This window comes from Sinomonas sp. ASV486, assembly GCF_030908215.1.
In the GTDB taxonomy this organism is placed as follows: domain Bacteria; phylum Actinomycetota; class Actinomycetes; order Actinomycetales; family Micrococcaceae; genus Sinomonas; species Sinomonas puerhi.
The window spans coordinates 21279-44950 of the sequence record NZ_JAVFJK010000013.1; the positions used below are offsets into that span (position 1 = coordinate 21279).

The 23672-nt window shown below is 70.1% G+C and carries 26 protein-coding genes and 1 pseudogene; 21 read left to right on the forward strand and 6 right to left on the reverse strand.

The features are described 5' to 3' along the window. Nucleotides 1–239: 239 nt before the first annotated feature. Nucleotides 240–719, reverse strand: coding sequence for a hypothetical protein (locus RBS60_RS16905; protein ID WP_307958734.1), 480 nt, complete (start codon nt 717–719; stop codon nt 240–242). Between the two features lie 144 nt (nt 720–863). Between RBS60_RS16905 and RBS60_RS16910 the strand changes: the two genes are divergently transcribed. The 7 genes from RBS60_RS16910 to RBS60_RS16940 all read left to right on the forward strand — a co-directional run bounded on the left by RBS60_RS16910 (nt 864) and on the right by RBS60_RS16940 (nt 6832). Then, complete coding sequence (locus tag RBS60_RS16910) at nt 864–1406, forward strand: flavodoxin domain-containing protein (protein ID WP_307958735.1); 543 nt, start codon at nt 864–866, stop codon at nt 1404–1406. Between the two features lie 91 nt (nt 1407–1497). Next, a complete protein-coding gene (locus tag RBS60_RS16915; protein ID WP_307958736.1) occupies nt 1498–2172 on the forward strand; it encodes a hypothetical protein in 675 nt (224 codons plus the stop codon). An 89-nt stretch (nt 2173–2261) separates the two neighbouring features. Further along, a complete protein-coding gene (locus RBS60_RS16920) occupies nt 2262–2969 on the forward strand; it encodes a DUF4386 family protein (RefSeq protein WP_307958737.1) in 708 nt (235 codons plus the stop codon). 159 nt (nt 2970–3128) lie between these two features. Next, on the forward strand, nt 3129–4661 hold the full coding sequence (locus RBS60_RS16925) for a CYTH and CHAD domain-containing protein (protein WP_307958738.1): 1533 nt from the start codon (nt 3129–3131) through the stop codon (nt 4659–4661). Between the two features lie 315 nt (nt 4662–4976). Beyond that, nucleotides 4977–5180: a cold-shock protein gene (locus RBS60_RS16930; RefSeq protein WP_307958739.1), complete on the forward strand. Its 204-nt coding sequence runs from the start codon at nt 4977–4979 to the stop codon at nt 5178–5180. A 118-nt stretch (nt 5181–5298) separates the two neighbouring features. Next, the gene (locus RBS60_RS16935; protein WP_307958740.1) at nt 5299–6396 is read left to right on the forward strand and encodes an acyl-CoA desaturase; all 1098 of its coding nucleotides are present in this window, start codon (nt 5299–5301) and stop codon (nt 6394–6396) included. Between the two features lie 28 nt (nt 6397–6424). Further along, the gene (locus RBS60_RS16940) at nt 6425–6832 is read left to right on the forward strand and encodes a hypothetical protein (protein ID WP_307958741.1); all 408 of its coding nucleotides are present in this window, start codon (nt 6425–6427) and stop codon (nt 6830–6832) included. Nucleotide 6833: 1 nt separating this feature from the next. On the opposite strand, the gene RBS60_RS16945 is transcribed toward RBS60_RS16940, so the two are convergent. After that, nucleotides 6834–7955 (reverse strand): alcohol dehydrogenase catalytic domain-containing protein, encoded by a 1122-nt coding sequence (locus RBS60_RS16945; protein WP_307958742.1) that lies wholly within the window; start codon nt 7953–7955, stop codon nt 6834–6836. A 9-nt stretch (nt 7956–7964) separates the two neighbouring features. After that, nucleotides 7965–8846, reverse strand: coding sequence for an NAD(P)-dependent oxidoreductase (locus RBS60_RS16950; protein ID WP_307958743.1), 882 nt, complete (start codon nt 8844–8846; stop codon nt 7965–7967). Between the two features lie 111 nt (nt 8847–8957). Here RBS60_RS16950 and RBS60_RS16955 point away from each other — a divergent pair, with 111 nt between their 5' ends. Further along, on the forward strand, nt 8958–9290 hold the full coding sequence (locus RBS60_RS16955) for a TfoX/Sxy family protein (protein ID WP_307958744.1): 333 nt from the start codon (nt 8958–8960) through the stop codon (nt 9288–9290). 45 nt (nt 9291–9335) lie between these two features. Here RBS60_RS16955 and RBS60_RS16960 read toward each other — a convergent pair whose 3' ends face one another. Next, nucleotides 9336–9995 carry an HAD-IA family hydrolase gene (locus tag RBS60_RS16960; RefSeq protein WP_307958745.1) on the reverse strand — a complete coding sequence of 220 codons (660 nt, stop codon included), beginning with the start codon at nt 9993–9995 and terminating at the stop codon, nt 9336–9338. A gap of 88 nt (nt 9996–10083) precedes the next feature. Here RBS60_RS16960 and RBS60_RS16965 point away from each other — a divergent pair, with 88 nt between their 5' ends. After that, nucleotides 10084–10830, forward strand: a complete 747-nt coding sequence (locus RBS60_RS16965; RefSeq protein ID WP_307958746.1) for a GntR family transcriptional regulator — start codon at nt 10084–10086, stop codon at nt 10828–10830. Between the two features lie 17 nt (nt 10831–10847). On the opposite strand, the gene RBS60_RS16970 is transcribed toward RBS60_RS16965, so the two are convergent. Next, on the reverse strand, nt 10848–11312 hold the full coding sequence (locus RBS60_RS16970) for a PTS glucose transporter subunit IIA (RefSeq protein WP_307958747.1): 465 nt from the start codon (nt 11310–11312) through the stop codon (nt 10848–10850). Beyond that, on the reverse strand, nt 11312–11845 hold the full coding sequence (locus RBS60_RS16975) for a PTS glucose/sucrose transporter subunit IIB (RefSeq protein WP_307958748.1): 534 nt from the start codon (nt 11843–11845) through the stop codon (nt 11312–11314). The genes RBS60_RS16970 and RBS60_RS16975 overlap by 1 nt, the downstream gene beginning before the upstream one ends. Between RBS60_RS16975 and RBS60_RS16980 the strand changes: the two genes are divergently transcribed. The 12 genes and pseudogenes from RBS60_RS16980 to RBS60_RS17035 all read left to right on the forward strand — a co-directional run bounded on the left by RBS60_RS16980 (nt 11727) and on the right by RBS60_RS17035 (nt 23603). Then, on the forward strand, nt 11727–12974 hold the full coding sequence (locus RBS60_RS16980) for a PTS transporter subunit EIIC (protein ID WP_307958749.1): 1248 nt from the start codon (nt 11727–11729) through the stop codon (nt 12972–12974). The genes RBS60_RS16975 and RBS60_RS16980 overlap by 119 nt on opposite strands. A 98-nt stretch (nt 12975–13072) precedes the next feature. Further along, nucleotides 13073–13851, forward strand: a pseudogene (nagB, locus tag RBS60_RS16985) (glucosamine-6-phosphate deaminase). Then, nucleotides 13836–14678 (forward strand): copper homeostasis protein CutC, encoded by an 843-nt coding sequence (locus RBS60_RS16990; protein WP_307958750.1) that lies wholly within the window; start codon nt 13836–13838, stop codon nt 14676–14678. Before nagB ends, RBS60_RS16990 begins: the two are co-directional and overlap by 16 nt. 47 nt (nt 14679–14725) lie before the next feature. Continuing rightward, the gene (locus tag RBS60_RS16995) at nt 14726–15706 is read left to right on the forward strand and encodes an ABC transporter ATP-binding protein (protein WP_307958751.1); all 981 of its coding nucleotides are present in this window, start codon (nt 14726–14728) and stop codon (nt 15704–15706) included. A 1-nt stretch (nt 15707) separates the two neighbouring features. Beyond that, nucleotides 15708–17330 (forward strand): hypothetical protein, encoded by a 1623-nt coding sequence (locus tag RBS60_RS17000; RefSeq protein ID WP_307958752.1) that lies wholly within the window; start codon nt 15708–15710, stop codon nt 17328–17330. Then, the gene (locus RBS60_RS17005) at nt 17327–17926 is read left to right on the forward strand and encodes a MarR family transcriptional regulator (protein WP_307958753.1); all 600 of its coding nucleotides are present in this window, start codon (nt 17327–17329) and stop codon (nt 17924–17926) included. The genes RBS60_RS17000 and RBS60_RS17005 overlap by 4 nt, the downstream gene beginning before the upstream one ends. Nucleotides 17927–18105: 179 nt before the next feature. Next, nucleotides 18106–20202 carry a phosphocholine-specific phospholipase C gene (locus RBS60_RS17010; protein WP_307958754.1) on the forward strand — a complete coding sequence of 699 codons (2097 nt, stop codon included), beginning with the start codon at nt 18106–18108 and terminating at the stop codon, nt 20200–20202. A 179-nt stretch (nt 20203–20381) separates the two neighbouring features. After that, a complete protein-coding gene (locus RBS60_RS17015) occupies nt 20382–21032 on the forward strand; it encodes an SDR family oxidoreductase (RefSeq protein WP_307958755.1) in 651 nt (216 codons plus the stop codon). Nucleotides 21033–21130: 98 nt separating this feature from the next. After that, nucleotides 21131–21559, forward strand: coding sequence for a universal stress protein (locus RBS60_RS17020; protein WP_307958756.1), 429 nt, complete (start codon nt 21131–21133; stop codon nt 21557–21559). 8 nt (nt 21560–21567) lie between these two features. Continuing rightward, nucleotides 21568–22233 carry an SDR family NAD(P)-dependent oxidoreductase gene (locus RBS60_RS17025; protein ID WP_307958757.1) on the forward strand — a complete coding sequence of 222 codons (666 nt, stop codon included), beginning with the start codon at nt 21568–21570 and terminating at the stop codon, nt 22231–22233. A gap of 130 nt (nt 22234–22363) precedes the next feature. Next, nucleotides 22364–22675, forward strand: a complete 312-nt coding sequence (locus RBS60_RS17030) for a hypothetical protein (protein WP_307958758.1) — start codon at nt 22364–22366, stop codon at nt 22673–22675. A gap of 247 nt (nt 22676–22922) precedes the next feature. Next, the gene (locus tag RBS60_RS17035) at nt 22923–23603 is read left to right on the forward strand and encodes a dihydrofolate reductase family protein (RefSeq protein WP_307958759.1); all 681 of its coding nucleotides are present in this window, start codon (nt 22923–22925) and stop codon (nt 23601–23603) included. Nucleotides 23604–23672 lie beyond the last annotated feature (69 nt).

Here is a 23672-nt window from a genome sequence, read left to right on the forward strand (position 1 = left end):
AGATCCGTGCACAGTTGGTCCAAGCTTCCCGCCGAGTTCACCTCAGCCTCGAAATGCCCCCTGCGCGGTGGGCATTCCTTGACGTCAACTGTGCGGAGGCGAGCGGCGCACGCGGTCCCCCTCCCGTGGCGCCGCCGCCATCGACCGGCAGCCTGCCCTAGGGACCATTCAGGTACATCGTCACCGGTCTGCGCAGCAGCAGGACGATCGCGGGCACGGCGATCAACACGATGGGAAGGTTATAGAGGCCGAGCGCGACCGTGCTGATGCCCAGCGCCAGCGCCTAGATGGCCAGCACCCGCGCCCATCGCCGCCTGTTCAGTAGGTTCATCGACGCGACCAACGAAAGCCTCGGTGAGGATCAAGACGGACGCCCGGAAGTCCTCGAAGGATTCGCCTGGCATCGCACCCACGTCGAACTCGCGCCGCAGATCGTCCGAGTTGTAGTAATCCATCTGAAGGGAGAAGGTGCCCACCCCGATGAGGAGCTGGATCGCCGCCGTCGCGATGACGAAACCGACAGCGAGGCGTGTCGCGAAGCGCTGGCCCGCCTCGGTGGGCTGGCGCCGCGGAAACGGCGCGGGCGGCGTCGCGTACCCATCGCCACGAGGCTGCAGGTAGGGGTACTGAGACTGGTTGTCGTAGGGGTATGGGGGCCGAATGTAGTCGGGCCCATCGGGCAGCCGCTCCGAGTCCCGCCGCGGGTCCTGCCTCTCCATGCAGGAAACCTAAGCAGCCGGAGGCGAACAGCACGAGAGCACAAGGGCCCGGAGTCTACGCGTTCTGAAGTCGGGACCGGGACCTTCGCAACTGGCGCCGTGCACCCGCGCACGGAAGCATTGACGCAACGGAAGGGAGCCGACATGAAGAAGATCCTCATCGCCTATGGAACGACCGAGGGGCAGACCGAGAAGATCGCGGACGTCATCGCGGACTCCCTCCGCGGCCGCGGCCTGGACGCCACGATGCTCGACCTCAGGGATTCACAGGACGAGGCCCTGGACGCCTACGACGGCGTGATCGTCGGCGGCTCCATCCACGTCGGCAAACACGACAAGCGCGTCGTCGACTTCGTCGAGAAGAACCGCGGCACGCTCACCTCGCGCCCCTCGGCCTTCTTCTCCGTGAGCCTCGACGCACGCAGCGCCACCGGCGAGGCCGAGAAGTACGTCGACGAGTTCGAGGAGCAGACCGGCTGGCGGCCGGCCAAGGTGGCCCTGTTCGCCGGCGCGCTGCTCTTCACGCAGTACGGCTTCGTCAAGCGCCTCATGATGAAGCGGATCGCGGCGGGCAAACCCGGCACCCTCGGCACCGACACGTCGCGCGACTACGTCTACACCGAGTGGGACGGAGTGCGGCGCTTCGCCGAGGACTTCGCCGCGGGTCTCAGCGCGCCCGGCGCGTGACGGCGGACGACGGCGGGTGCGCACCCGGCGTCGTTCGCCGCCTCGTGCGCAGCCCCTGTCCGAATGCGGCGGGGAGCCGCAGACTCGAGACATGAAGAAGCGCGTGACGGCCGTGGGCGCGGGCGCCGCTGCGGCCCTCGTATACTGGACGGCCATCCGGCCTCGGCTCAAGAACTGGGGCGCGACCCGCGAGGAGATCACAGGCCCTTACCCGGGTGCCGAGGTGGTCCCCGACGGCGAGCGCGGAGCGACCATGGCCGTGACGATCAATGCTCCGCCGGAGAAGGTCTGGCCGTGGCTCGTGCAGCTCGGCGGCGACCGCGGCGGGTGGTACTCGTGGGACCGTCTGGACAACGGCGGCCACCCGAGCGCCAGAAGCATCCATCCAGAATGGCAGGCCCTCGCCGTCGGCGACACCGTGAAGTACTGGACGGGCCGCGACGGCGCCGTCGACGCCTGGACGGTGGCGGTCCTCGAGGCGAACCGGTTCCTCGGTCTCCATGGGCTCAGCGACCTGCGCGGCCGGCCCCTCGACCCGGCCAAGCCGCGGCCGGCGGCCTACACGGAAGGGCTCTGGGGGTTCCTCCTGAACGAGCTGCAGGACGGCGAGACCCGGCTCGTCATCGGCGGGTACCAGGCCTTCCGGCCACGATGGGTCAGCCCCCTCCTCTCCGACGTGCTCTTCCCCCCGATCGTATGGATCATGCAGGCCAGGATGCTGCGCGTGCTCAAGCGGAACGCCGAGAGCCCCGCGCCAACGGACTGATGACCCGGCGGGCGGCGGAAGTCCCCGTCCGGTGACGGCGGGCCCTTGTGCCCAAGGCCCCCATGGGGCGGGATGCCTAACATCGAGGCATGACACTGCTCCCCGGGCTCACCGCGCGCGCCTGGGTCCCGCTGTACCGGGCCGCCGGGATCGCGGCGCTCCTGTTCGTCGCCTTCGGGGTCGCGGCGCTCTCGCTCTACTTCGTCAACCCGCCGCCGGTCTCGGGCGGCGAGGCGACCCTGCGCTTCATCGCGGACCACAAGGCCTCGTACGTCGCCCAGCAGCTGCTGTGGCTCGTGCCGTCGCTGTTCGGGCTCGTCGTGTTCACGGCCCTGCTGGTGGCCCACCTGTCCGCCGGTCCGAGCCTCGCGGTGCTCGGCTTCGTCGTCGGCGCGGGTTCCTGGATCGCACTCCTCGCGGTGCCGACCACGAGCGTCGGGACGCTTGCGCTGGTGACGCTGAGCGACCAGTACAGGGCGGCGGACGCCGGCGCGCGCTCGGCCTTCGTCGCGGCCGCGGAGGCGCTCGTGGCCAGCAACAACACCGTCACGCTCGCGGGGATCCTCACGCCGCTCGGCGTCCTCCTGATCTGCCTCCCGATGGTCCGTGGGGTCCTCCCCCACTGGATCGGCTGGCTCGGGCTCGCAACCGGCGCCCTGGGTCTCGCAAGCGAGGCGCTGCGCTTCGCCGTCACCTCCCTCTACGCGGTCTACGGGCCGCTGCTGTGGGTGTGGTTCGCGGCGGTCGGAATCGCCCTGCTGCGGCTCGATCGGGCCTCGCCGGCCCCGCTCCCGTGAGCCTCGCCACGACGCTGGCGGAACCCAACGGGCCACGCGGCCATAGGCCGTGACGTTCCACGAGCCCACCCGTTTCCCACCGAGAGCCTTCCCTGCGGATGCCGGAATCCGGGTCCTTTGCCCGGTGCGTTCCCTAGACGGCGCCCGTAGTCTGAAGCTATGGCCGCGCAGGAAATCCTCGAAGTGGAACGCAAGTACAACGTCGACGACGACGCCGCCGTACAGCCCCTCGCAGGCCTCCCCGGCGTGGACCGTGTCGGACCGCCGGTCACACATCACCTCGTGGCCGTCTACTTCGACACCCACGACTTCACCCTCGCGACGCACGGCATCACGCTGCGCCACCGCACCGGAGGCTCGGACGCGGGCTGGCACCTCAAGCTGCCCGAGGGAGCCGCGCGCCGCGAGATCAGGGAGCCGTTGGGGGTCGACAGCAAGGCAGTGCCCGAACGGCTCCGCAGGCTCGTCGCCGTCCACGTTCGGGCCGCAGAACTCGTGCCGGTCGCCCAGCTGACGACGCGACGCACTGCCTCCCCACTGCTCACGGCCGGCGGCGAGGTGCTCGCCGAGTTCAGCGACGACCGCGTCGAGTCCCAGGCGCCTCCCGGCATCGGGCAGCAGCAGCGGTGGCGCGAGTGGGAGATCGAGCTCGTCGACGGCACCCCGGACCTGCTCACCGCGGCCGACGAGATGCTCGCCTCCAACGGCGTGCACCCGGCCGAGCTCGCGTCGAAGCTGGCCCGCGCCCTCGGTCCCTCCCTCCCGCAGAAGCCGAAGCCCGCGGCGGCCCCGAAGCGCAAGGGGCAGGCCGGCGTCGTGCTCCTGACGTACCTGCAGCGACACGTCGACGCGCTCAAGACCGTGGACCCCGGCGTGCGCCTCGACGCGGAGGACGCCGTCCATCAGCTCAGGGTCAGCGCGCGCCGCATGCGCTCGGCGCTCGCAACGTTCAAGAAGCTCGTGGACGCCCCTACCGCAGACCGCCTCCGTGCGGAGCTGCAGTGGCTCGCAGGCACTGTGGGCCAGGCGCGCGACGTCGAGGTCATGCGCGAGCGCCTGACCGCCCTCGCTGCGGGCGAGCTGCCCGAACTGCTCGTGGGTCCGGTCGCGCAGCGTATCCAGGAGGAGTCGGACTCCCGCTACCGGCAGGCGCACGACGTCGGTCTGGCCGCCATGGACAGCGAACGGTACTTCCACCTACTCGACTCGCTCGACGCTTTCGTTGCCGACCCGCCTCTGACCGACCGCGCGCACCAGAAGGCCAGCAAGACGGTGGCGCGCCACATCGCCAAGGACATCGAGCGGCTGAAGGAGGCCGTCCGCGCAGCGGAGGACGCCGATGATGCCGACTCCTCGGGCGAGGCGGCTGGTGAGGAAGCGGTCGATGCCGCGCTCCACGAGGTGCGCAAGAGCGCCAAGCGCCTGCGCTACGCGGCAGAGGCCGCGACCCCGGTGCTGGGCAAGCGGGCCTCCCGGCTGGCCAAATCCGCGGAGCGGATCCAGGAGACCCTCGGGACGGTCCAGGACTCGGTGGTGAGCCGCGCCCATCTCCTCGACCTCGCGGCGCAGGCGCATGACGACGGCGACAGTGCGTTCAGCTTCGGTCGCCTGCACGCCCTCGAGCAGCAACGGGCCGCCGAGGCACGCGCACAGTTCGTCCGCGACTGGGCGGACTTCATCAAGAACCAGTAGGCAGGCCCACTCGGTTCGCGTATGTGGATGATGTGTCAGTCAGGGGCGAGTCTTCGGCGCACGATCGACCGTGTAGACTAGTCAAGAACGCCGCCTCCCAAGAATGGTGGTTTGGCCTAAGGCCTCGAACGCCTTCTCTCTGCGGCTCAAATTCTTCAGAGCATATCTCCACATCTGCTGCGCACGGCCACTCGGCCGGAGGACGCACCCACTGACTCTCATCTGACTCACTCACCCCCCATTGTCCGCGTCGGCGCCGTCGCCGCGGCTTATGACCGGCCGTCAACGGCCGGATGCACAAAAGGAAAAACAAGAATGGCCACTGGCACCGTGAAATGGTTCAACTCCGAGAAGGGCTTTGGATTCATCGCGCCCGATAACGGCAACCCCGACGTCTTCGCGCACTACAGCGCGATCGTCTCCAACGGCTACCGCTCCCTCGAAGAGGGCCAGCAGGTGGAGTTCGACGCCGAGCAGGGCCCCAAGGGTCCGCAGGCCGTGAACATCCGCCCTCTCTGATTTTGAGGCATCTCGTGGGCGGGCCGCTTCTGCGGCCCGCCCACGGGCTCAACTCCTGCTGTTCACCCACTGCGCTGAACTGAGCGCTAACCCCATAGAAGGTGCTCTGATCTCGACGGTGTCCAGCCCCACAGTCCAGGCCCCGCGCAGCCCCAAGGCGCACGCGGGCACGGACACGTTCCCGCCCCTGACCCGGGCGTATCTCCAGGTTTCGCAGGTTGTCCGCGAGACTGGACTCCTTCGGCGCACGCCGTGGTTCTACTCCCTCGTGGGAGCGGCACTCGTGGTACTCCTCGGAGCAGGCCTCACCGGCTCGATCCTCCTGGGGCACAGCTGGTTCCAGCTGCTCATCGCCGCCGGCTTGGGGATCGTCTTCACTCAGATCGCATTTCTCGCCCATGAGGCCGCCCACCGCCAGATCCTGGCGTCCGGACCAGCCAATGACAGGCTCGCCCGCGGGCTCGCAGCCGTCGTAGGCATGAGCTACTCGTGGTGGGACTCCAAGCACAGCCGCCACCATGCAAACCCCAACCGCGTCGGCAAGGACCCGGACATCGAGGTCGACACGATCTCCTTCATCGAGGAGGACGCCTCCCAGGCCAAGGGCCTGAGGCGCCTCATCACACGCCGTCAGGGCTGGTTCTTCTTCCCCCTGCTGACCCTCGAGGGCATCAACCTCCACTTCCTCAGCGCGCGCCACCTCGCCTCCCGCGGCCCCGTGAAGGGCCGATGGATCGAGATCGGCCTGATCGTGCTGCGCTTCGCACTCTTCCTCACGCCCCTCTTCCTCCTGCTGCCGGTCGGAATGGCGTTCGCGTTCCTCGGTGTCCAGCTCGCGGTGTTCGGCCTGTACATGGGCGCGACCTTCGCCCCGAACCACAAGGGCATGCCGGTCATCGCGAAGGACGCCAGGCTCGACTTCTTCAGCAAGCAGGTCCGCACGTCCCGGAACATCTCGGGAGGCTGGTGGGCAACGTGGCTCATGGGCGGCCTCAACTACCAGGTCGAGCACCACCTGTTCCCGAGCATGCCCCGCCCTCATCTGGCGCAGGCCCGGCAGATCGTCCGCGAGCACTGCCGCACCCTCAAGGTCCCCTACACGGAGACCAACCTGTGGCGCTCCTACGGGATCGTCATCAGCTACCTCAACCGCGTCGGGCTCGCCGCCCGCGACCCCTTCGAATGCCCCATCACCGCGCAGTACCGGCGCGCCTGATGGCGAGCGGCCGGGCGTACCCTGAATCATGAGAACGAACTACGTTCGGGGGGCCTCACTCAGCTGCTCCGAGTCTCAGGCGGAGATCAGGGACATGCTCGCCGCGTCTGGGATTCGGCAGTTCCAGTTCCGCTCCGAACAGGGCCGGGCCGGCGTGGCCTTCAGTACCGGCGACCGCCGGTTCCGGCTAGTCCTGCCGGTCGCGGTGGCCGCCGCTGGCCCGCCGGATTCACGGAGCTCGCAGGACGCCGCCCGCAGACACTGGCGGCAGCTCTCGGTGCTGATGCGGGCCAAGCTCGACGCCGTCTCCTCGGGAATCGTCACCTTCGACGAGGAGTTCCTGGCGTACATGGTGATGCCGGGCGGGGGCACTGTCTTCCAAGCGACCGCGCCTGGAATCGCGAGCGCCTACGCCGTGGCCCAACCGCACGTGTGACTCACACGCCGTCGAACGTCACCAGCTGCCGGATCACCGAGCCTGACGCGAGCGCGTCCATGCCCTCGTTGATCTCCTCGAGCGTGATCTGCCGCGAGACGAGCCGCTCGAGCGGGAGGCGTCCCGCTCGCCACAGCTCCTCGAACGCCGGCACGTCCCGCTTGGGCACCGCCGAGCCGAGGTAGCTGCCGACCACGGTCTGAGCCCGGGCCGTGAGCTGGAGCGGCTCGATCTCAGCCGTCGCCCCCGGCGCGGGGAGCCCCACCGTCACGAGGGTCCCGCCGAGCCCGAGCAGTCGGAAGGCGGTCTCGAACGCCCGCGGGTGGCCCACCGCCTCGAGCACGACGTCGGCCTCCACCTTTCGCTCGACGGCCTCCCCCGGGGTATAGGCCTCGGCGGCCCCCCACTCCCGCGCAGTGGCGAGCTTGGACTCCTGCGAATCCACCGCGATGACCCGGCAGCCCGTCGCGAGAGCCGTCAGCAGTCCTGCCATCCCCACTCCCCCGAGGCCCACGACGGCGACACTCGTCTCTGCGGTGATCCTCCCCGCGTTCAGCAGCGCCCCGCCGCCCGTGAGCACCGCGCATCCGAGGAGGGCGGCGACGGTGGGCGGGACGTCGTCGCCCACGGGCACCACCGAACGCTCGTCGACGACAGCATGCGTCGCGAAGCCGGACACGCCCAGATGATGCTGCACCGCTTCTCCCCTGCGCGTGAGGTGGCGGGTCCCCGTGAGGAGCGTCCCGGCCGCGTTCGAGGCGCTCCCGCGCTCGCACGGCAGGCGGCCCTCAGTGGCACACGCCGCGCATTCGCCGCAGCGTGGCAGGAAGGTCATGACGACCCGCTGCCCGGGGCCCACGCCCACGACGCCGGGCCCCACCTCCTCGACGATGCCAGCCGCCTCATGGCCCAGGAGCATCGGCACCGGCCGCGGGCGCGAGCCGTTGACCACGGAGAGGTCCGAATGGCACAGGCCAGCCGCCTCGATGCGGACCAGCAGCTCACCGGCCCCGGGGCCGGTGAGCTCGAGCTCGTCGATGGTGAGCGGCTGGCTCGCCGCGTACGGCGCGTGCGCGTCCAAGGTGTTCAGGACGGCGCCGCGGATGATGCGGGTGGCAGTCACGCTCGCTCCTCAGTTCCGGCCGCGGCCGGAGCCTGAACGGAAGGCCTCCACGACGGAGGCCATGTCCTCTGCGCCGTGGCCGGCCGCCGCCGCTGCCTCGAAGCGGTCACGCAGCGCGTCCATGAGCACCGCGCTCACGCCGCTGGACCGGAGCGCGTCGCCGATGAGCCCAGAGTCCTTGGCCGCACCCTCGAGAGGGAACGCCGGCGGATACTCTCCAGCGATCATGGCCGCGCCCTTGAGCTGCGCATACGCGCTGTCGGTCCCGGCGCCGGAGATCGTGTCGAGGAACAGCTGCGGGTCGAGCCCGAGGCCGCGCGCCAGGTCGATGGCCTGCGCCGTGCCGCCGACGAGCGTGAGCACCCACGAGTTCATCACGAGCTTGAGGCGCTGCCCGTCGTCTGGCCTCTCGCCGACCCACACCGTCTCCGAGCCGATCGCGTCGAACACCGGCTCGACGGCGCCCCGCACCTCGCCCGGACACCCCGCGAGGACTGTCAGCGTCCCCTGCTCCGCGGGCTGGCGCGTGCCCATGACCGGCGCGTCCACGAACGCGACGCCCTGGGCACGGGCCAGCCCGGCCAGCCGCTGCGCGCCTTCCACGCCGACGGTGGCGCTCTGGACCCACACCGCGCCGTCCTTCATCGCGGGCAGGGCCTCACCCATGGCGTCGGCAATCGCGGCCTCGTCGAACAGCATCGTCACCACGATGTCCGCGTCCCTGACGGCGTCGGCCACGCTCTCGGCGACCCGCGCGCCGTCGTCCGCGAGAGCCTCCGCCCGCCCGCGCGTGCGGTTCCAGACGGCGACCTCGAACCCCGCCTTGGCGAGGTTCTTCGCCATCCCCGCGCCCATGATCCCTGTGCCGAGTACGGCGACTGATGTGCCCATGTGTGCCTCCTTAGACCTGTGCCCACGCTAGTTCGTGCAGCGCCGGGCCCTCAAGGCCGCGTGCCTCCGAAGGGCATTGCCCCGGCGAAGGCCCCCTGCGACGATGTCTCCGTGGCATACGACACAGAGCTCGCGGACCGGATCCGCGGCGTCCTCATCGGCACGGCCGACTTCACCGAGAAGAAGATGTTCGGCGGCCTCGCGTTCCTGGTCGGCGGGAACATGGCAGTGAGCGCGAGCGGCAACGGCGGCATGCTCCTGCGCGCCGACCCCGCGGCCAGCGACGAGCTGTGCGCGACCCCGGGCGTCGAGCGCGCCGTCATGCGCGGGAAGGCGATGGACGGCTGGCTGCGCGTCGCAGACGAGGTGATCGACTCCGAGGATGGGCTCAGGCACTGGGTGCGGGTCGGCGTCGCATACGCGGGCTCACTGCCGCCGAAGTAGCCGCCGGGCTCCGACGCCGCTGCGCTGTGCCACCGGGCCCCCCGCTCAGCCGACGAGCATGAGCCGCACCCCGCCGTCGTGCGCCACGGACACCGAGACGGCCGTGAAGTCCGGCACCCAGTAGGTCGGCGAGTACGACGCCGCGCGCTCGCCGACGCCGAGCACGCGCGCCCCCGCCGCAAGACCGGCGGCGATCCCTGCCTCGGAGTCCTCGAGCACGAGGCATGCGCCGGGATCCACTCCGAGCGTCGACGCGGCGAGGAGGAACCCCTCGGGATCGGGCTTGCTCGCCCTCACCATCTCGGCGGTTACCGCGACGGCCGGAAACGGCAGGCCGCCGGCGGCCATGCGGCGTCGCGCGAGGTCGTCGTCGGCCGAGGTGACGAGCGCGTGCGGCACACCGTCGAGCGCCGCGAGGAACACGCCCGCACCGGGCACGGCGACCACGCCGGCAACGTCCTCACGGGACTCGTCCAGCATGCGCTTCTCGTCAGCCAGGTTGTCCGCCGGGGGCCGATCCGGCAGAAGCAGCGACATCGTGAGCCAGCCCTGGCGCCCGTGGATGAGCGGCTCGACCGATCCCCACGCGAGGCCCTGCACGGCGGCCCACTCGGACCACAGCCGCTCGACCACGGCATCCGAGTTCACGAGTGTCCCGTCCATGTCGAGCAGGAGGGCGCTGGCGGTGACGGTCTGGATATTCATGGGTCCATTCTCCTGAGTCTCCCCACCGCACATGACATAATCCCCATAGTGGTCCTATCTGGATCGCACCAGATGCGAGGAGGCCCCCGTGCCGGCGACCCAGGCTGACGCACCGCGCGTGGCATCCATCAGCAATTCGAGCGTCCCCAAGCATGAGCAGCTCCGCTCCATCATCCTCAAGCTCGCCAAAGAGGAACTCGAGCCGGGTGCCCGGCTCCCGAGCGAGCGCACCCTGATGGACGCCTACGGCGTCTCCCGCATCACGGTCCGGGCAGCGATCGGCCGCCTCGTGACCGAGGGGCACCTCGTGCGCGTCCCGGGCAAGGGCACCTTCGTGGCGGACGCCGCGATCCAGTCCACCCTGCACCTCGCCTCGTTCACACAGGAGATGGAGTCGCGGGGCCTCACCGCGAGCACGGTGGTCCTGACCGCCGAGCGCACGACGGCGCCCGAGGACACCGCGGATGCGCTCGGCCTCGAGCCCGGCACCGACGCGATCCACCTGCGCCGGCTGCGCCTCGCCGACGGTCGGCCGGTGAGCGTCGACGACGCGTGGTACCACCCGACCCATGCCGAGCGGCTGCTGGACATAGACCTCACCGGCTCGGTGTACAAGGCACTGGCCGAGAAGTTCGGCCACCAGATCGACCGTGCGCGCCAGACCGTCCGGGCCGAAGGCGCGCCCGCAGACATCGGCGTGCTCCTCGGCACCGGCACGGGCGCACCGATCCTCTTCTTCGACCGCGTATCATTCTCGGGCGATCTGCCGATCGAACACGCGCGCTCGTGGTACCGCTCGGACCGCTATGCGTTGAGCATGGAAGTCCGGCTGTAGCCCAGCCTGCGCTCCGCTCAGGCGCCGTTGACTGAGAACAGGTCAGCCCCCGCGTCAACCGGACCCCTGGCCAGGACCCTCGCGGCGTCCGGCTTGGTGTCGAGCACGACGACGGGACTCACCAGCGAGTAGCCGGCGGCCACAGCGGCAGCCGGGTCGACCCGCATGACGGGAGCCCCGGCGTCGACCGTGTCCCCCTTCGCAGCGAGCAGCTCGAAGCCCTCGCCCTTGAGCTTGACCGTGTCGATGCCGACATGCGTGAGCACTCCACGCCCCGCCTCGTCCACGACGATGAACGCGTGGGGCAGGAGCTTGACGATCTTCCCGGCGACCGGGGCCACGACGTCGAACACGGCACCCGCGGGCGGCTCGACGGCCGCGCCGGAGCCGACCATCTGCGCCGAGAACACCGGGTCGGGGACCTCCGCGAGGGGCATGGCCATGCCGGCGAGTGGCGCGCGGACCACGAGGGTTGCCGCCATCAGAGCAGGTCCTCGATGTCCTCGGCGAGCGTGTCCGCCTCGGGTCCCACGATGACCTGGACCGCGGTGCCCGCTGCCAGTACCCCGTGCGCTCCGGCGGCCTTCAGTGCGCCCTCATTGACGAGGGAGGCGTCCTTGACCTCGGTCCGGAGGCGCGTGATGCAGGCCTCCACCTCGACGATGTTCCCGGCCCCACCGAGGCCCGCGATGATCTTCTCTGCCTTCGACATGGCATGTCCTCTCTGACTGTGCGCTTGCGACCAGCCCGCGGAGTCGTGAGCTCCTGACCGTTCGGATTGCCCCTTGACATCGGATCCCGGAGCCGTCCAGACTGAACTGGTCATAACCAGACAGTACCGGCTCGGGCCGGATACGCACAAGACCTCAAGACCAAGAACCGCAAAGGTGCATCTCATGGCAATTGATACGCCGGCCAAGGCTCCGGACAAGAAGCCCAACCTGGTCTTTGCGACCCTCCAGCGGCTCGGGCGCACGCTCATGCTGCCTATCGCGGTCCTGCCCGCCGCCGGCATCCTGCTGCGACTCGGCCAGGCGGACCTGCTCGGGGCCATCCCGGGCTTCGGGCAGGGCGCGGCGGTCATCTCCGCGGCCGGCAACGCCGTCTTCGCGTGGCTCCCGCTCATCTTCGCGGTGGGCATCGCCATCGGCTGGGCCAAGAAGTCGGACGGCTCGACGGCCCTCGCCGCCGTGGTCGGCTACATGGTGATCGACGGCGTCTTCAAGGCGATGTCACCGATCGTCCTTGCCGGCCAGGTAGACCCGGCCGGCAAGCCCGCCGTCATCAACTACGGTGTTCTGGCCGGCATCATCGTGGGCCTGTTCTCGGCATCGCTGTGGCAGAGGTTCTACCGGACCAAGCTGCCGGACTTCCTCGGCTTCTTCTCCGGCCGCCGCCTCGTGCCCATCCTGACCTCGGTCACGAGCCTCGTCTCCGGCGTGGTCCTCTCGCTCCTGTACCCGCTGTTCAACTCGGGCCTGTCCTGGGTGGGCCAGGCCGTGGCCTCCAACGCCGTGGTCGGTGGCGGCGTGTACGGGTTCGCGAACCGCATGCTCATCCCGGCAGGCCTGCACCACATCCTGAACTCCATGGTCTGGTTCCTCGTGGGCGACTACACCGACGCGTCCGGCCAGCTGGTGCGCGGAGACCTCAACCGCTTCTTCGCGGGCGACCCGAGCGCGGGGACCTTCATGACCGGCTTCTTCCCGATCATGATGTTCGGCCTCCCGGCCGCCGCCCTCGCCATCTGGCGCCACGCGAAGCCCTCGCAGAGGAAGATCGTGGGCGGCATCATGCTCTCGACCGCGCTGACCGCGTTCCTCACCGGCATCACCGAGCCGCTCGAGTACTCGTTCATGTTCGTCGCGTTCCCGCTCTACATCGCCCATGCCGCGCTCACCGGCACGTCCCTGGCCCTCGTGAACGCACTCGGCATCCACGACGGCTTCACGTTCTCCGCGGGCCTGATCGACTTCATCCTGAACTTCGGCAAGTCCCAGAACGGATGGCTCCTCATCCCGATCGGCATCGGCTACGCGCTGGTCTACTACTTCCTGTTCTCGTTCGTGATCAAACGGTGGAACCTGCGCACGCCGGGCCGCGAGGACGACGAGGTGACGGTCGAGACCGAGCCCGCCAAATAGGGCGAGGCGGCGCACGACGGCGACCGCTCGCCGTCGTGCGCGGGCTCACCGCCCGCAGCTATCCCCACCCGACCCGTGACCCCAGAGGAAGAGTCAGCATGGAGATCATCGTTCTGCCCGACGCCGATCAGGTGGCCCGCACCGCCGCCGACATCATCGAAGAGCGGGTGCGCCGCGGCCCTGCTGTTGTGGGCCTCGCGACCGGCTCGACGCCCCTCGGCACGTACCGCGAGCTCATCCGGCGGCACCGCGAGGAAGGGCTGAGCTTCACCGGCGCGCAGGCGTTCCTGCTGGACGAGTACGTGGGGCTGCCTGACTCGCACCCGGAGTCCTACCGGTCGGTGATCCGGCGCGAGATCGCCGACCACGTGGACTTCGCCTCGGATGCGGTGCACGGACTCGACGGCGAGGCCGCAGACCCCGCGGCCGAGGCCGCCCGGTACGACGCGTCGATCGCCGCGGCCGGCGGCATCGACGTGCAGATCCTCGGCATCGGGACGGACGGGCACATCGGCTTCAACGAGCCCATGAGCTCGCTCGCCTCCCGCACCAGGATCAAGACCTCACGGAGCAGACCCGCCGCGACAACGCGCGGTTCTTCGCGCGTCCCGACGATGTGCCCGAGCACGTGCTGACCCAGGGCCTCGGCACCATCCTCGAAGCGCGGCACGTACTGCTTCTCGGGCTCGGGGAGGCGAAGGCCGAGGCGGTTGCGGCCGCGGTGGAAGGACCCGTGGCCGCAGTGTGCCCGGCGTCGGCACTCCAGCTGCACCCGCACGTGACGGTTCTCATCGACGCCGCCGCGGCCTCGCAACTCGAGCACACGGAGTACTACCAGTACACGTACGGGAAGAAGCCGGCATGGCAGGGCTTCTGAGCCGCACGCCTGCGGTGATTGATCCCCCCGTGGTCGAGCGCAGTCGAGACCACGTCTCAAGCCCAGCCCTCGAGTTCGCGGTCGAGTCCGCAGCCGGCGTGAAAATCGCGCTCGCGGTCGGCGCGGACCGGGTCGAGCTGTGCGCGGATCTCGCCGCGACCGGCGGGGTCACGCCGACTCTCGCGGCCGTCGACGCCGCATGCGCGGTGGGCCTGCCGGTGCACGTGCTCGTGCGCCCGCGGCCCGGCGGCTTCACCTACACCGACGACGAGCTCGAGGCGATCGAGCGGGACTGCCTCCTCGCGGTGCGTGCGGGGGCGGCCGGAGTCGTGGTGGGCATGCTGGCGCCCGACGGCGGCCCCCACACCGAGGTTCTCAGGCGATTGGTCGGCGTCGTGCGCAGCGAGGAGCCAACGGCCCAGGTGACGTTCCACCGCGCGTTTGACGCCGCGCTGGCCTCGGGCGTGGACCCGGCTGCCGCGCTGGAGACCCTCTCGGGGGCCGGTATCGACAGAGTCCTCACGAGCGGCGGCGCGTCCGACTGCATGCGGGGACTCGAGGGACTGCGCCGGCTCGTGGAGCTCGCGCGGGAGGCGACGGCGGGGCTCGAGATCATGGCCGGGGGTGGAGTGACCGCTGCCCTCGTGCCTCCGCTCGTCGGCGCCGGGGTGCATGCTGTGCACGCGTCGGCGCGAGGGCGACGCGTGACGATTGATGAGGCCGTGGCTAGCGCCATCGCCTGCCGCCATCGGGATGCGGTGACGCAACTGCGCATCCCTCCAGGCCGAAGGGAAGCCCGATCACCCCTGGATTTTACGGATTCTTAACGTTCCGAATATTCACAAATTTGTGAAGCCAGCGTAGCTTCAACATCATGACAACGGTCATTAGAACAGTCGGCCTCCACAAGCACTTCGGCCGGGTCCACGCCCTCGACGGCCTCGACCTCGAGGTCACCCAGGGCGAGATCCACGGCTTCCTCGGCCCGAACGGCGCCGGGAAGTCCACCACGCTGCGCGTCCTGCTGGGCTTGGCCCGCGCTACCTCCGGAACCGCAACCGTCCTCGGCAAGAATCCGTGGACCGACGCCGTCGAGCTTCACCGCCGCATCGCAAGCATCCCCGGCGACGTGAGCATCTGGCCCAACCTCTCCGGCGGCGAGGCGATTGACCTTATCTCGAGGCTGCGTGGCGGCACCACCGATCATGTGAAGTACAAGGCACGCAAGAAGGAACTCTGCGAGATCTTCGACTTCGATCCGACCAAGAAGGGCCGGGCGTACTCGAAGGGCAACCGCCAGAAGGTCGCCCTCATCGCGGCCTTCGCCACGGACGCGGAGCTCTACCTTTTCGACGAGCCCACGAGCGGCCTCGATCCGCTCATGGAGGCAGTGTTCACCCGCGAGGTCCGCAAGCTCGCCGATCGGGGCGCCACAGTGCTCCTCTCGAGCCACATCCTCTCAGAGGTCGAGCGGCTCGCACACCGGGTCAGCATCATCCGCTCGGGCAGGATCGTCGACGGCGGCACCCTCGACGCGCTGCGCCACCTGACCCGCACAGAGATCTCCTTTGCGGTCGACCACATCGACACCGCCGCGCTCGGCCTGCGCCCCGAGGTCCACGACCTCACCGTCGCGGAGGGCCGCGTGAAGTTCGGCGCCGACTCCGACCACGTCGCCCAGGTGCTGCCGCTCCTCGGGAGCTTGAACGTCCAGAGCCTCCTCGTCTCGCCGGCCTCGCTCGAGGAGCTCTTCCTACGCCACTACGGCGACACGGTCGCACCGGCGGAGGACACCAACCACGACGACGGCCGCTCGGCGCGCCGGCACCGCTCGACGACCAGCACAGGAGCCTGAGATGGACACCTTCCTCATGCTCTACCGGCAGAGGCTGCGCCGCGACCGCTGGCAGCTGGTCAGCTGGGTTGTGGGAATCGGCGCCATGACGGTCTTCGCGGCCGCAGCGGTCGCCAAGACCTACGGCGACTTCACCGAGCAGGCAAGCATCCTCAAGGTCGCTCTGGCAACGCCAGCCATCCTCATCTTCCGCGGCCTCGCCCGCGGACCCGGCCTCGGCCCGTTCACTTTCTTCGAGATCTTCACGTTCCTTGCGCTGCTCGCCGGCTGGATGAGCACGTTCATGGCCGTGCGCCACTCGCGAGCCGAGGAGGAGAGCGGGCGCTCGGAGTTGATTTCCTCGACGCCGGCCGCACGCATGCTCCCCCTGGCGGCCACTGTCGTGCACGGAATCGTCGCGAACATCCTGGCCGCGATCGTCGTGGCCCTCGGGTTCATCGCCGCGAACCTCGACCCGGCCGGGTCTCTCCTCGCAGGCGCTGCCACCGGCGCCGTCGGCATCTCGTTCCTCGGGATCGGACTGCTCGCGGGCGAGTTCATGAGCACCTCACGCGGGGCGAACGCCATCTCGGCCTCGCTCGTGCTCGTCGCCTACCTCCTGCGCGGCTTCGGCGACGCCGCGGGCACCCCGGGCGCAGACGGCATGTCCATGACGGCGGGATGGCCCAGTTGGATCTCCCCCATCGGCTGGGGCCAGCAGACGTTCGCGTACACGGGCGACCGCTGGTGGCCGCTCGTGCTTCCGCTGGCACTCGGGGCCGTGTGCATCGCCGCGACCGCCCTCATCATGGACCGCCGCGACGTCGGCGCCGCCCTCCTGGCGGGACGCACTGGACGGGCCGACGCCCGCCCTGCCCTCGGCGGCTCCTTCGCCCTCGCGGCGCGGCTCCAGATGGGGTCCATCATCGGCTGGTGCATCGGCGGGCTCGCGACCGGGCTCCTGACAGGCGGCCTAGGGTCCGCGGTCAATTCGATCACCGCCGCCAACGAGGGCACCACTGTGGCCCTGCGCAAGATGATCGAGGCACAGGGCAGCTCAATTTCCCAGCTCCTCGTTTCGGTGTTCTTCCTGCTGGCCGGCGTCCTCGCCGCCGCATGCGCCCTCCAGGCCGTCATCCGGGCGCGGCAGGAGGAGGCCGCGGGCACGGGGCCGTGGCTCGTGTCCCAGCCGCTCGGCAGGATGCGCTGGTTCGCGGACTACCTCGCTCTCGGGGCGCTGACCATCGTGGCGGTGCTGCTCCTGGCGGCCCTCGGCGCGTGGCTCTCGCTCGTCGCCTCGGGGGACACCTCCGAGGCCGTGGGCGACGTCTGGATGACCGCGATCGACCAGATCCCGGCGGCGCTCATCTTCCTGGCCGTACCGGCCATGGTGTTTGTGGTCTGGCCACAGGCCACGATCCCGGCCGGCTGGACGATCCTCGGGGTCGCCGTGCTGCTCGGCGTGTTCGGCGGCCTGATCGGCGTAGACAAGTCGATCCAGGACATCTCCCCGTTCACCCACACCCCGGTGCCCGGTCCGGGTGGCACGGACTGGACAGGCGGCTTCTGGATGCTCGGCATCTCGGCGGTGGCGGCGGGCGTGGCCCTCGCCCTCATGAGGCGGCGTGAGGTCGGGTCGGCGTGAGCGCGGACCCTGCCCCCGCTGGGGCGCACGACGACGGTGCTGCCGCCGGCGGCGCCAAGCCCATCGCCGCCCCCGCAGCTGCAGCCGCCGGCGACCCGGCCGGCGTCGTGCGCCCCGAAGCCGGGATGAGTCGCATCCCGGAGGCAGCAGAAGGCTCGGCTGCGGTCATGATCGCGGCGGGCTTCCCCAAGATGCCGGCGCGGGCCCTCATGGCGCTCGTTGTCTCGGACGACGGTGCGCTGACCGCGGCCGAGCTGGCCGAGGTGCTCGGCGCGAGCCCGGCCGCGGTCTCGGGAGCCGTGCGGTACCTGCAGACGGTCGGGTTCGCGCACCGGGTCTCACAGCCGGGCAGCCGCCGCGACCGGTACGCCCTCCCGGACGACCTCTGGTACGTCGCCACCCTGCGCCAGAACCCCGTCTACGACCGCCTGGGCTCCCTTTCGTCGAATCTTGCCGACGAGCTCCCCGCCGGATCCGCCGCGCGCGCCCGAGCCGAGGACATGGCCCACTTCTACCGCTTCATCGCGCGGCGGATGCCCAGACTCCTCGACGAATGGGAGCAGGAGCGGGCTGCCGACCGGGGCCGCCCGGACTAGCGGGCCCAAGCCCAGGGGCGCGGGGCCCGTCGAAGGGGCGGACACCCGCCGCCGGCGCTCCACAGCGGCAAGGGTTCAACGTGTGGCAACCCAGATTTCATCTGGCAGTGGAAGGCTCCCCGCAGGGGACCGCGCACTGATCCGATCGCACCCACATCGATCGAGAAGAGGGCACCACCATGCCAGGACTGAACCGCCGCCACTTCCTCCAGCTCTCGGCGGCGACCGCCGCGAGCACCGCGATCGCCGAAATGCTCGGGGAGAGCATCGCCCGCGCCGCGAGCATCCCGGCGAACCGCGCAACCGGATCCATCAAGGACGTCGAGCACGTCGTGGTCTTCATGCAGGAGAACCGCGCGTTCGACCACTACTTCGGCACGCTCAAGGGCGTGCGCGGGTTCTCTGACCCGCACCCCGCGATCCTCCCCACCGGGGAGAGCGCCTTCCACCAGAACAACGGCACGCGCGATGTCACGCCCTACCATCCGAACGTACCCAATCTCGGTCTGCAGTACCTCGAGGACCTCGACCACTCGTGGAAGATGACCCACGAGGCGTTCAACGTGGGCAAGTATGACAAGTGGCTCCCCGCCAAGTCCGACGCGACCATGGCGTTCTACGAGCGCAATGACATCCCGTTCCACTTCGCCCTCGCGGACGCGTTCACCGTGTGCGACCAGTACCACTGCTCGGTGCTCGGACCCACGGACCCGAACCGGTACTACATGTTCGCCGGCGGCGACGACCCGGCCGGCAAGGGCAACGGCTCGGGCATCGGCGGCGGCCCCGACCTCTGGAACGACGAGACCGGCTACACGTGGAGCACCTACCCCGAGGAGCTCGAGAAGGCCGGCGTGAGCTGGAAGGTCTACCAGGACATCGGCGAGGGCCTCGACCCGGCGCACTACGAGGGCTGGACGGGCAACCCGTACATCGGCAACTACGGCGACAACTCGCTCCTGTACTTCCTGCAGTACCAGAACGCCAAGCCGGGCACCCCGCTCTACGACAAGGCCCGCACGGGCACCAACATCCTCGGGGGCCACGACGACCTGTTCCGCATCTTCCGTGAGGACGTCAAGAACGGGACCCTTCCCCAGGTCTCGTACATCGTGGCGCCCGAGGCGTACACCGAGCACTCGAACTGGCCGCCGAACTTCGGCGCTTGGTACACCGCGAACGTCATGAACATCCTCACCTCGAACCCCGACGTGTGGAGCAAGACGGCGCTGTTCTTCATGTACGACGAGAACGACGGCTTCTTCGACCACATCGTCCCGCCGCACCCCAACACCCCGCAGATTCCCGGCGCCTCGACCGTCTCGACGGATGGCGAGTGGTACGACGGCCGCATGACCTACTCGGGCGACAAGGACGTTCCCGGCCACTTCGGGCTGGGCGTGCGCGTGCCCATGATCGTCGTCTCGCCGTGGAGCATGGGCGGCTGGGTCTGCTCCGAGACGTTCGACCACACGTCGATCGTCCGGTTCCTCGAGACCCGCTTCGGTGTGAAGTCCCCGAACATCACGCCGTGGCGCCGCGCCGTCAGCGGAGACCTCACGAGCGCGTTCGACTTCTCCGCCACCGGCGGCGCGGTCCCGGCCCTGCCGAACATGTCCTCGGACCACCCGACGGCCGCGGACATCGCGAGCGGCAAGAAGTACCCGAACTACGTGCCGACCCCGCCCCTCGTCAACACCATGCCCAGCCAGGAGAAGGGCACGCGCCCGTCCCGCCCGCTCGGCTACGAACTCGACGTCGAGGCGACGCTCGACGCCGGCAAGCTCTCCGCGCACTGGACGAACGGCGGCTCGCTCGGTGCCCACGTCCAGGTCCGCTCGAACCTGCTCCCGGCCGGCCCGTACTCGTACACGATCGGCGCTGGCGCCTCGCTCGACGCCTCGTGGACTCTTGGCGCCGAGTACGACGTGCACCTGCACGGTCCAGCCGGCTGGTACCGCCGTCTCGCAGGCACAACGACGGCGGCGGACATCCGCGTCACCGTCACCCGCAATGGGGCTGCCGGGCACGCGCAGTTCCGGATCACCAACGCTGGCTCCGCCGCGGCGGCGCTCACGCTCAAGGACGCGTACGGCGCCGGGTCCCAGGCCCTCGCGCTCAACCCGGGGCAGGGCAAGACCGTGGTGATCCCGACGCAGGGCGGGTGGTACGACCTCACCGTCACGGCAGCTGCGGACCCGAAGCTCGTCCGCATCCTCGCCGGACGCCTCGAGGTGGGCGGGCAGCTCACGAGCGATCCGCAGCTGGGCCGCTGAGTCCGACTGTTCGCTGAACGGATGCGTGCGTTCCCGCTCGGTTGTCAGTCCCAGCCGGGCGGGAACGCGGCGTGTCGCGCCACGACACGGATTGGCGACGCGACAACTGGGCGGGAACGTACACCCGTGGCAGGGTAGACCCCGAAACCCAGCACCGCCCTAGCGGAAGGAAGCGCGCCATGTCCCGCATCGCCATCATCGGAGGCCACGGCAAGGTGGCCCTCCTCCTCGCGCCCCTGCTCGTGGCACGCGGGGACGAGGTCACGTCGATCGTCCGCAGCGCGGAGCAGGTCGGGGACGTCGAGGCGACGGGCGCCACGGCGGTCGTCGCCGACATTGAGAACCTCGACGGGGCCGGACTTGCGGAAGTCCTGGCCGGGCACGACGCCGTGGTGTGGTCCGCCGGTGCGGGCGGCGGGAACCCTGCCCGCACCTACGCCGTTGATCGCGATGCCGCGATCCGGTCGATGAAGGCCGCCGCGACCGCCGGCGTGCCGCGGTACATCATGGTCTCCTACCTCGGCGCCCGACCCCACCACGGGGTGCCGGAATCGAACCCGTTCTTCCACTACGCGGAGGCCAAGGCCGCCGCGGACGAGCATCTGCGCGGCACGTCCCTCGACTGGACCATCCTCGGGCCCTCTTCCCTCACCCTCGAGCCGGGCACGGGGAAGATCGACCTCGCGGACTCAGGGGACTCCCGCAGCGTGAGCCGCGCTGACGTCGCCGCGGTTGCGGCCGCCACGCTCCGCGAGCCGCGCACCGTGCGTCTGTTCGTCGGTTTCAACAGCGGGCAGACGCCCATCGAGGAAGCCCTCGGCTCGCTCTGACGCGAGCCCGGGGCACGCCCTGAAGCGACCGCACGCCCACGCCCCAGCTGGCCCGGTACTGTGGCCACAACAGGTCGTCCTTCCCTCAGGAGCACATCATGACTGGACCCATCGTCGTCGGCGTCGACGGAAGCGCGACTGCGAACCGCGCGGCGGAGGAGGCTCGCAACCTCGCGGTGGCGCTCGGTGTGCCGCTGCGCGTGATCTCGGCCTTCGACACGGACAACACCGAGGTCCTCGGCAGCGGCAGCGACACCTGGATCGTCTCCGACGCTGACACGACGGTGTCCATCGCGAAGAACGTCGCGCATGCACTCGAGGCGCCGGGCCTCACCGTCACCTACGGCGCGGTGCGCGGCAAGCCGGCCGAGGCCATCATTGCCGAGGCCGAACGCGTCGATGCGCGGATGATCGTGGTGGGCAACCGTGGCATGCAGGGCCTCACCCGGATTCTGGGCAGCGTGGCCAACACAGTGGCGCACTCCGCCCCGTGCGACGTCTACATCGTCAAGACCGTCGGCATCTGAGCCTTGCCATGGGGGCCCGACCTCGTTGGGAGAGGCTCGACGGGCAGACCGTCGTCGTCACCGGCGGCACCACGGGCATCGGCTACTTCACCGCGGAGGAGTTCGCCCGGTTCGGGGCCAGCGTGATCATCACCGCGCGCAGCCCCGGGCGTGGAGCCGCGGCGGAGGCGAGCCTCCGCGCCCGCGTGCCGGGCGCCGTCGTGCGTACCGAGGCACTCGATCTGGCGAGCCTCGCCTCGACGCACGACGCCGCCGCGCGCCTCGCGCGGCTCCCCCGCCTCGACGCGTGCCTCGGATTCGAGCTCGCGCGCAGGCTCGGGGGCACCTCCGCGTCCTCGGTCGTGGTCCATCCCGGCACGGCGATGGATGCCCTCTCGCCTGCCCTCTCCGGGGTGAGCACGAACCAGCCGGACGTCCTGACGGGCGCGCTCGCTGGCCTCCGCCCGCTGCTGCGCCTGTTCGGCCACGGAAAGGACCGCGCTGCCTGCACCCTCGTCACCGCCGTTGCCGGCCGCGAGGTGGCGAACGGCGAGTACTGGGGTCCTTCGGGGCCCTTCCAGCTCCGCGGGCGCCCCGCACGCCACACGCCCCGTGCATCGGCCGTGGATCCCGGAGCCGCCGCACGGCTCGTGGCCCGCGCCGAAGAGCTGACGGGCGCCCGGCTCTCCGTGTGAAGCGGCCGCTGCCCCGTCACCAAGCTGCAGTGGGCCGGCCCGGTGAGGCCGACATCACAGGACCGTCACAACTCGCCGACGGCGCCCGGGGGTGCCCCGCCCGGCGGCCCGCGCATGATAACCGTTGAACATGAGCAACTGGGACAGCGAATACGAGCGGACCGTCGCCTCGCAGCCGGTCACCGAGTCGGACCGCAACTCGGAGGTGCTGCGCATTCCGGGGAGCGCGCTGACAGCCTTCCCCATCACGCCGGAGGTCGTGACGATCTCCGTCAACGGTGCGGAGCGTTCGGTCCTGTGGAGCCCGCGAAGCAACGATCGCCGCTCGGGCACCCTTGCCGTGGGGATCGACATCATGAGCGCGCTCCCTGTCAGCGAGCCGGTTCGGATCGGCGTCAAGGACGGCGTGTTCCACCTGCAGCCGGCGCTGCTCGCCGCCTGATTCCCGCGCCTCGGGCTCGCGTACGGGTCCCCATCGCCCCGCACGCTGCGCCGCTCGGGCCCTCGGCGAGCTCGGGCGCGAGAAATGTCGGACCCCTGAGGTCTCCTGAAAGTGCAGCCGGCCCCTCGCGGGCCGGCTGCACCACCGCCGCTGGGTCGGGACAGGATGCAGCGCGCGGGGAGACGTCCGGGACGGCGAATATGGGGGGCCGCCCCGGGCGTTCACCCTGCCTGAAGGCCTCTGGGCTGTGCTTGTGGTGCCTCGCGCGCTGCCTGTGGGGCGTCGGTCCGTCGCCGCGTCCGCAGGCCGGCTCCCGGGCGTCACGCCGCGCCGAGGCCTTGCCGCCCTGCCCGCGGGCGCCCCACAGTGGAGCATGGGCCTGCTCCACTACATGAACATCGCATCTCTCGACGGCTACATCGCGGACCGCGAGGGCAGGTTCGACTGGGCCCGGCCGGACGACGACGTCCATGCGGCGGTCAATGACCTCCTGCGAACGGTCAGCACATACCTCTACGGACGCCGGGTCTACGAGGTGATGCGCGTCTGGGATGATCCCGGCATCGCAACGGACGCACCCGCCGTCGTGCGTGACTTCTCCCACATCTGGCGCGCTGCGGAGAAGATCGTCTACTCACGCACGCTCGCGGACGTCGATACCGAGCGCACGCGGCTCGAGCGTGGGCTCGACCCGGACATGGTCCGTGCCCTCAAGCGGGGCTCGGCCGCGGATCTCGCGATCGGCGGCCCGGGCCTCGCCGCGGCCGCGTTCGCGGAGGGCCTCGTGGACCGCGTCCATCTGTTCATCGCCCCGGTCACGGTGGGTGGCGGCACCCCCGCGCTTGCCGATCAGAGGCTCGATCTCTCGCTCAAGGAGGAGCGCAGGATCGGACGCTTCGTGTACCTGCACTACGGGGTGCGGATGTAGGCACGGAAACCCCGCCTCGCGCCCGGCGCACCACCGTGGGCCTCACGGGAACCTCGGCGTGCCGTTTTC

Excerpts from the sequence above, each read along its gene's own strand:
- RBS60_RS16950 (WP_307958743.1), bottom strand. The coding sequence starts at position 8,846 with ATGGGCACATCAGTCGCCGTACTCGGCACAGGGATCATGGGCGCGGGG.
- RBS60_RS16925 (WP_307958738.1), top strand. The coding sequence starts at position 3,129 with ATGGCCGCGCAGGAAATCCTCGAAGTGGAACGCAAGTACAACGTCGAC.
- RBS60_RS16930 (WP_307958739.1), top strand. The coding sequence starts at position 4,977 with ATGGCCACTGGCACCGTGAAATGGTTCAACTCCGAGAAGGGCTTTGGA.
- RBS60_RS17010 (WP_307958754.1), top strand. The coding sequence starts at position 18,106 with ATGCCAGGACTGAACCGCCGCCACTTCCTCCAGCTCTCGGCGGCGACC.
- RBS60_RS16960 (WP_307958745.1), bottom strand. The coding sequence starts at position 9,995 with ATGAATATCCAGACCGTCACCGCCAGCGCCCTCCTGCTCGACATGGAC.
- RBS60_RS17030 (WP_307958758.1), top strand. The coding sequence starts at position 22,364 with ATGAGCAACTGGGACAGCGAATACGAGCGGACCGTCGCCTCGCAGCCG.
- RBS60_RS16995 (WP_307958751.1), top strand. The coding sequence starts at position 14,726 with ATGACAACGGTCATTAGAACAGTCGGCCTCCACAAGCACTTCGGCCGG.
- RBS60_RS16910 (WP_307958735.1), top strand. The coding sequence starts at position 864 with ATGAAGAAGATCCTCATCGCCTATGGAACGACCGAGGGGCAGACCGAG.
- RBS60_RS16920 (WP_307958737.1), top strand. The coding sequence starts at position 2,262 with ATGACACTGCTCCCCGGGCTCACCGCGCGCGCCTGGGTCCCGCTGTAC.
- RBS60_RS16970 (WP_307958747.1), bottom strand. The coding sequence starts at position 11,312 with ATGGCGGCAACCCTCGTGGTCCGCGCGCCACTCGCCGGCATGGCCATG.
- RBS60_RS16915 (WP_307958736.1), top strand. The coding sequence starts at position 1,498 with ATGAAGAAGCGCGTGACGGCCGTGGGCGCGGGCGCCGCTGCGGCCCTC.
- RBS60_RS17000 (WP_307958752.1), top strand. The coding sequence starts at position 15,708 with ATGGACACCTTCCTCATGCTCTACCGGCAGAGGCTGCGCCGCGACCGC.
- RBS60_RS17020 (WP_307958756.1), top strand. The coding sequence starts at position 21,131 with ATGACTGGACCCATCGTCGTCGGCGTCGACGGAAGCGCGACTGCGAAC.
- RBS60_RS16990 (WP_307958750.1), top strand. The coding sequence starts at position 13,836 with ATGGCAGGGCTTCTGAGCCGCACGCCTGCGGTGATTGATCCCCCCGTG.
- RBS60_RS16975 (WP_307958748.1), bottom strand. The coding sequence starts at position 11,845 with ATGCCGGCGGCGGGCAGGACCGCGATAGGCAGCATGAGCGTGCGCCCG.
- RBS60_RS16980 (WP_307958749.1), top strand. The coding sequence starts at position 11,727 with ATGGCAATTGATACGCCGGCCAAGGCTCCGGACAAGAAGCCCAACCTG.
- RBS60_RS16905 (WP_307958734.1), bottom strand. The coding sequence starts at position 719 with ATGGAGAGGCAGGACCCGCGGCGGGACTCGGAGCGGCTGCCCGATGGG.
- RBS60_RS17015 (WP_307958755.1), top strand. The coding sequence starts at position 20,382 with ATGTCCCGCATCGCCATCATCGGAGGCCACGGCAAGGTGGCCCTCCTC.
- RBS60_RS16940 (WP_307958741.1), top strand. The coding sequence starts at position 6,425 with ATGAGAACGAACTACGTTCGGGGGGCCTCACTCAGCTGCTCCGAGTCT.
- RBS60_RS17025 (WP_307958757.1), top strand. The coding sequence starts at position 21,568 with ATGGGGGCCCGACCTCGTTGGGAGAGGCTCGACGGGCAGACCGTCGTC.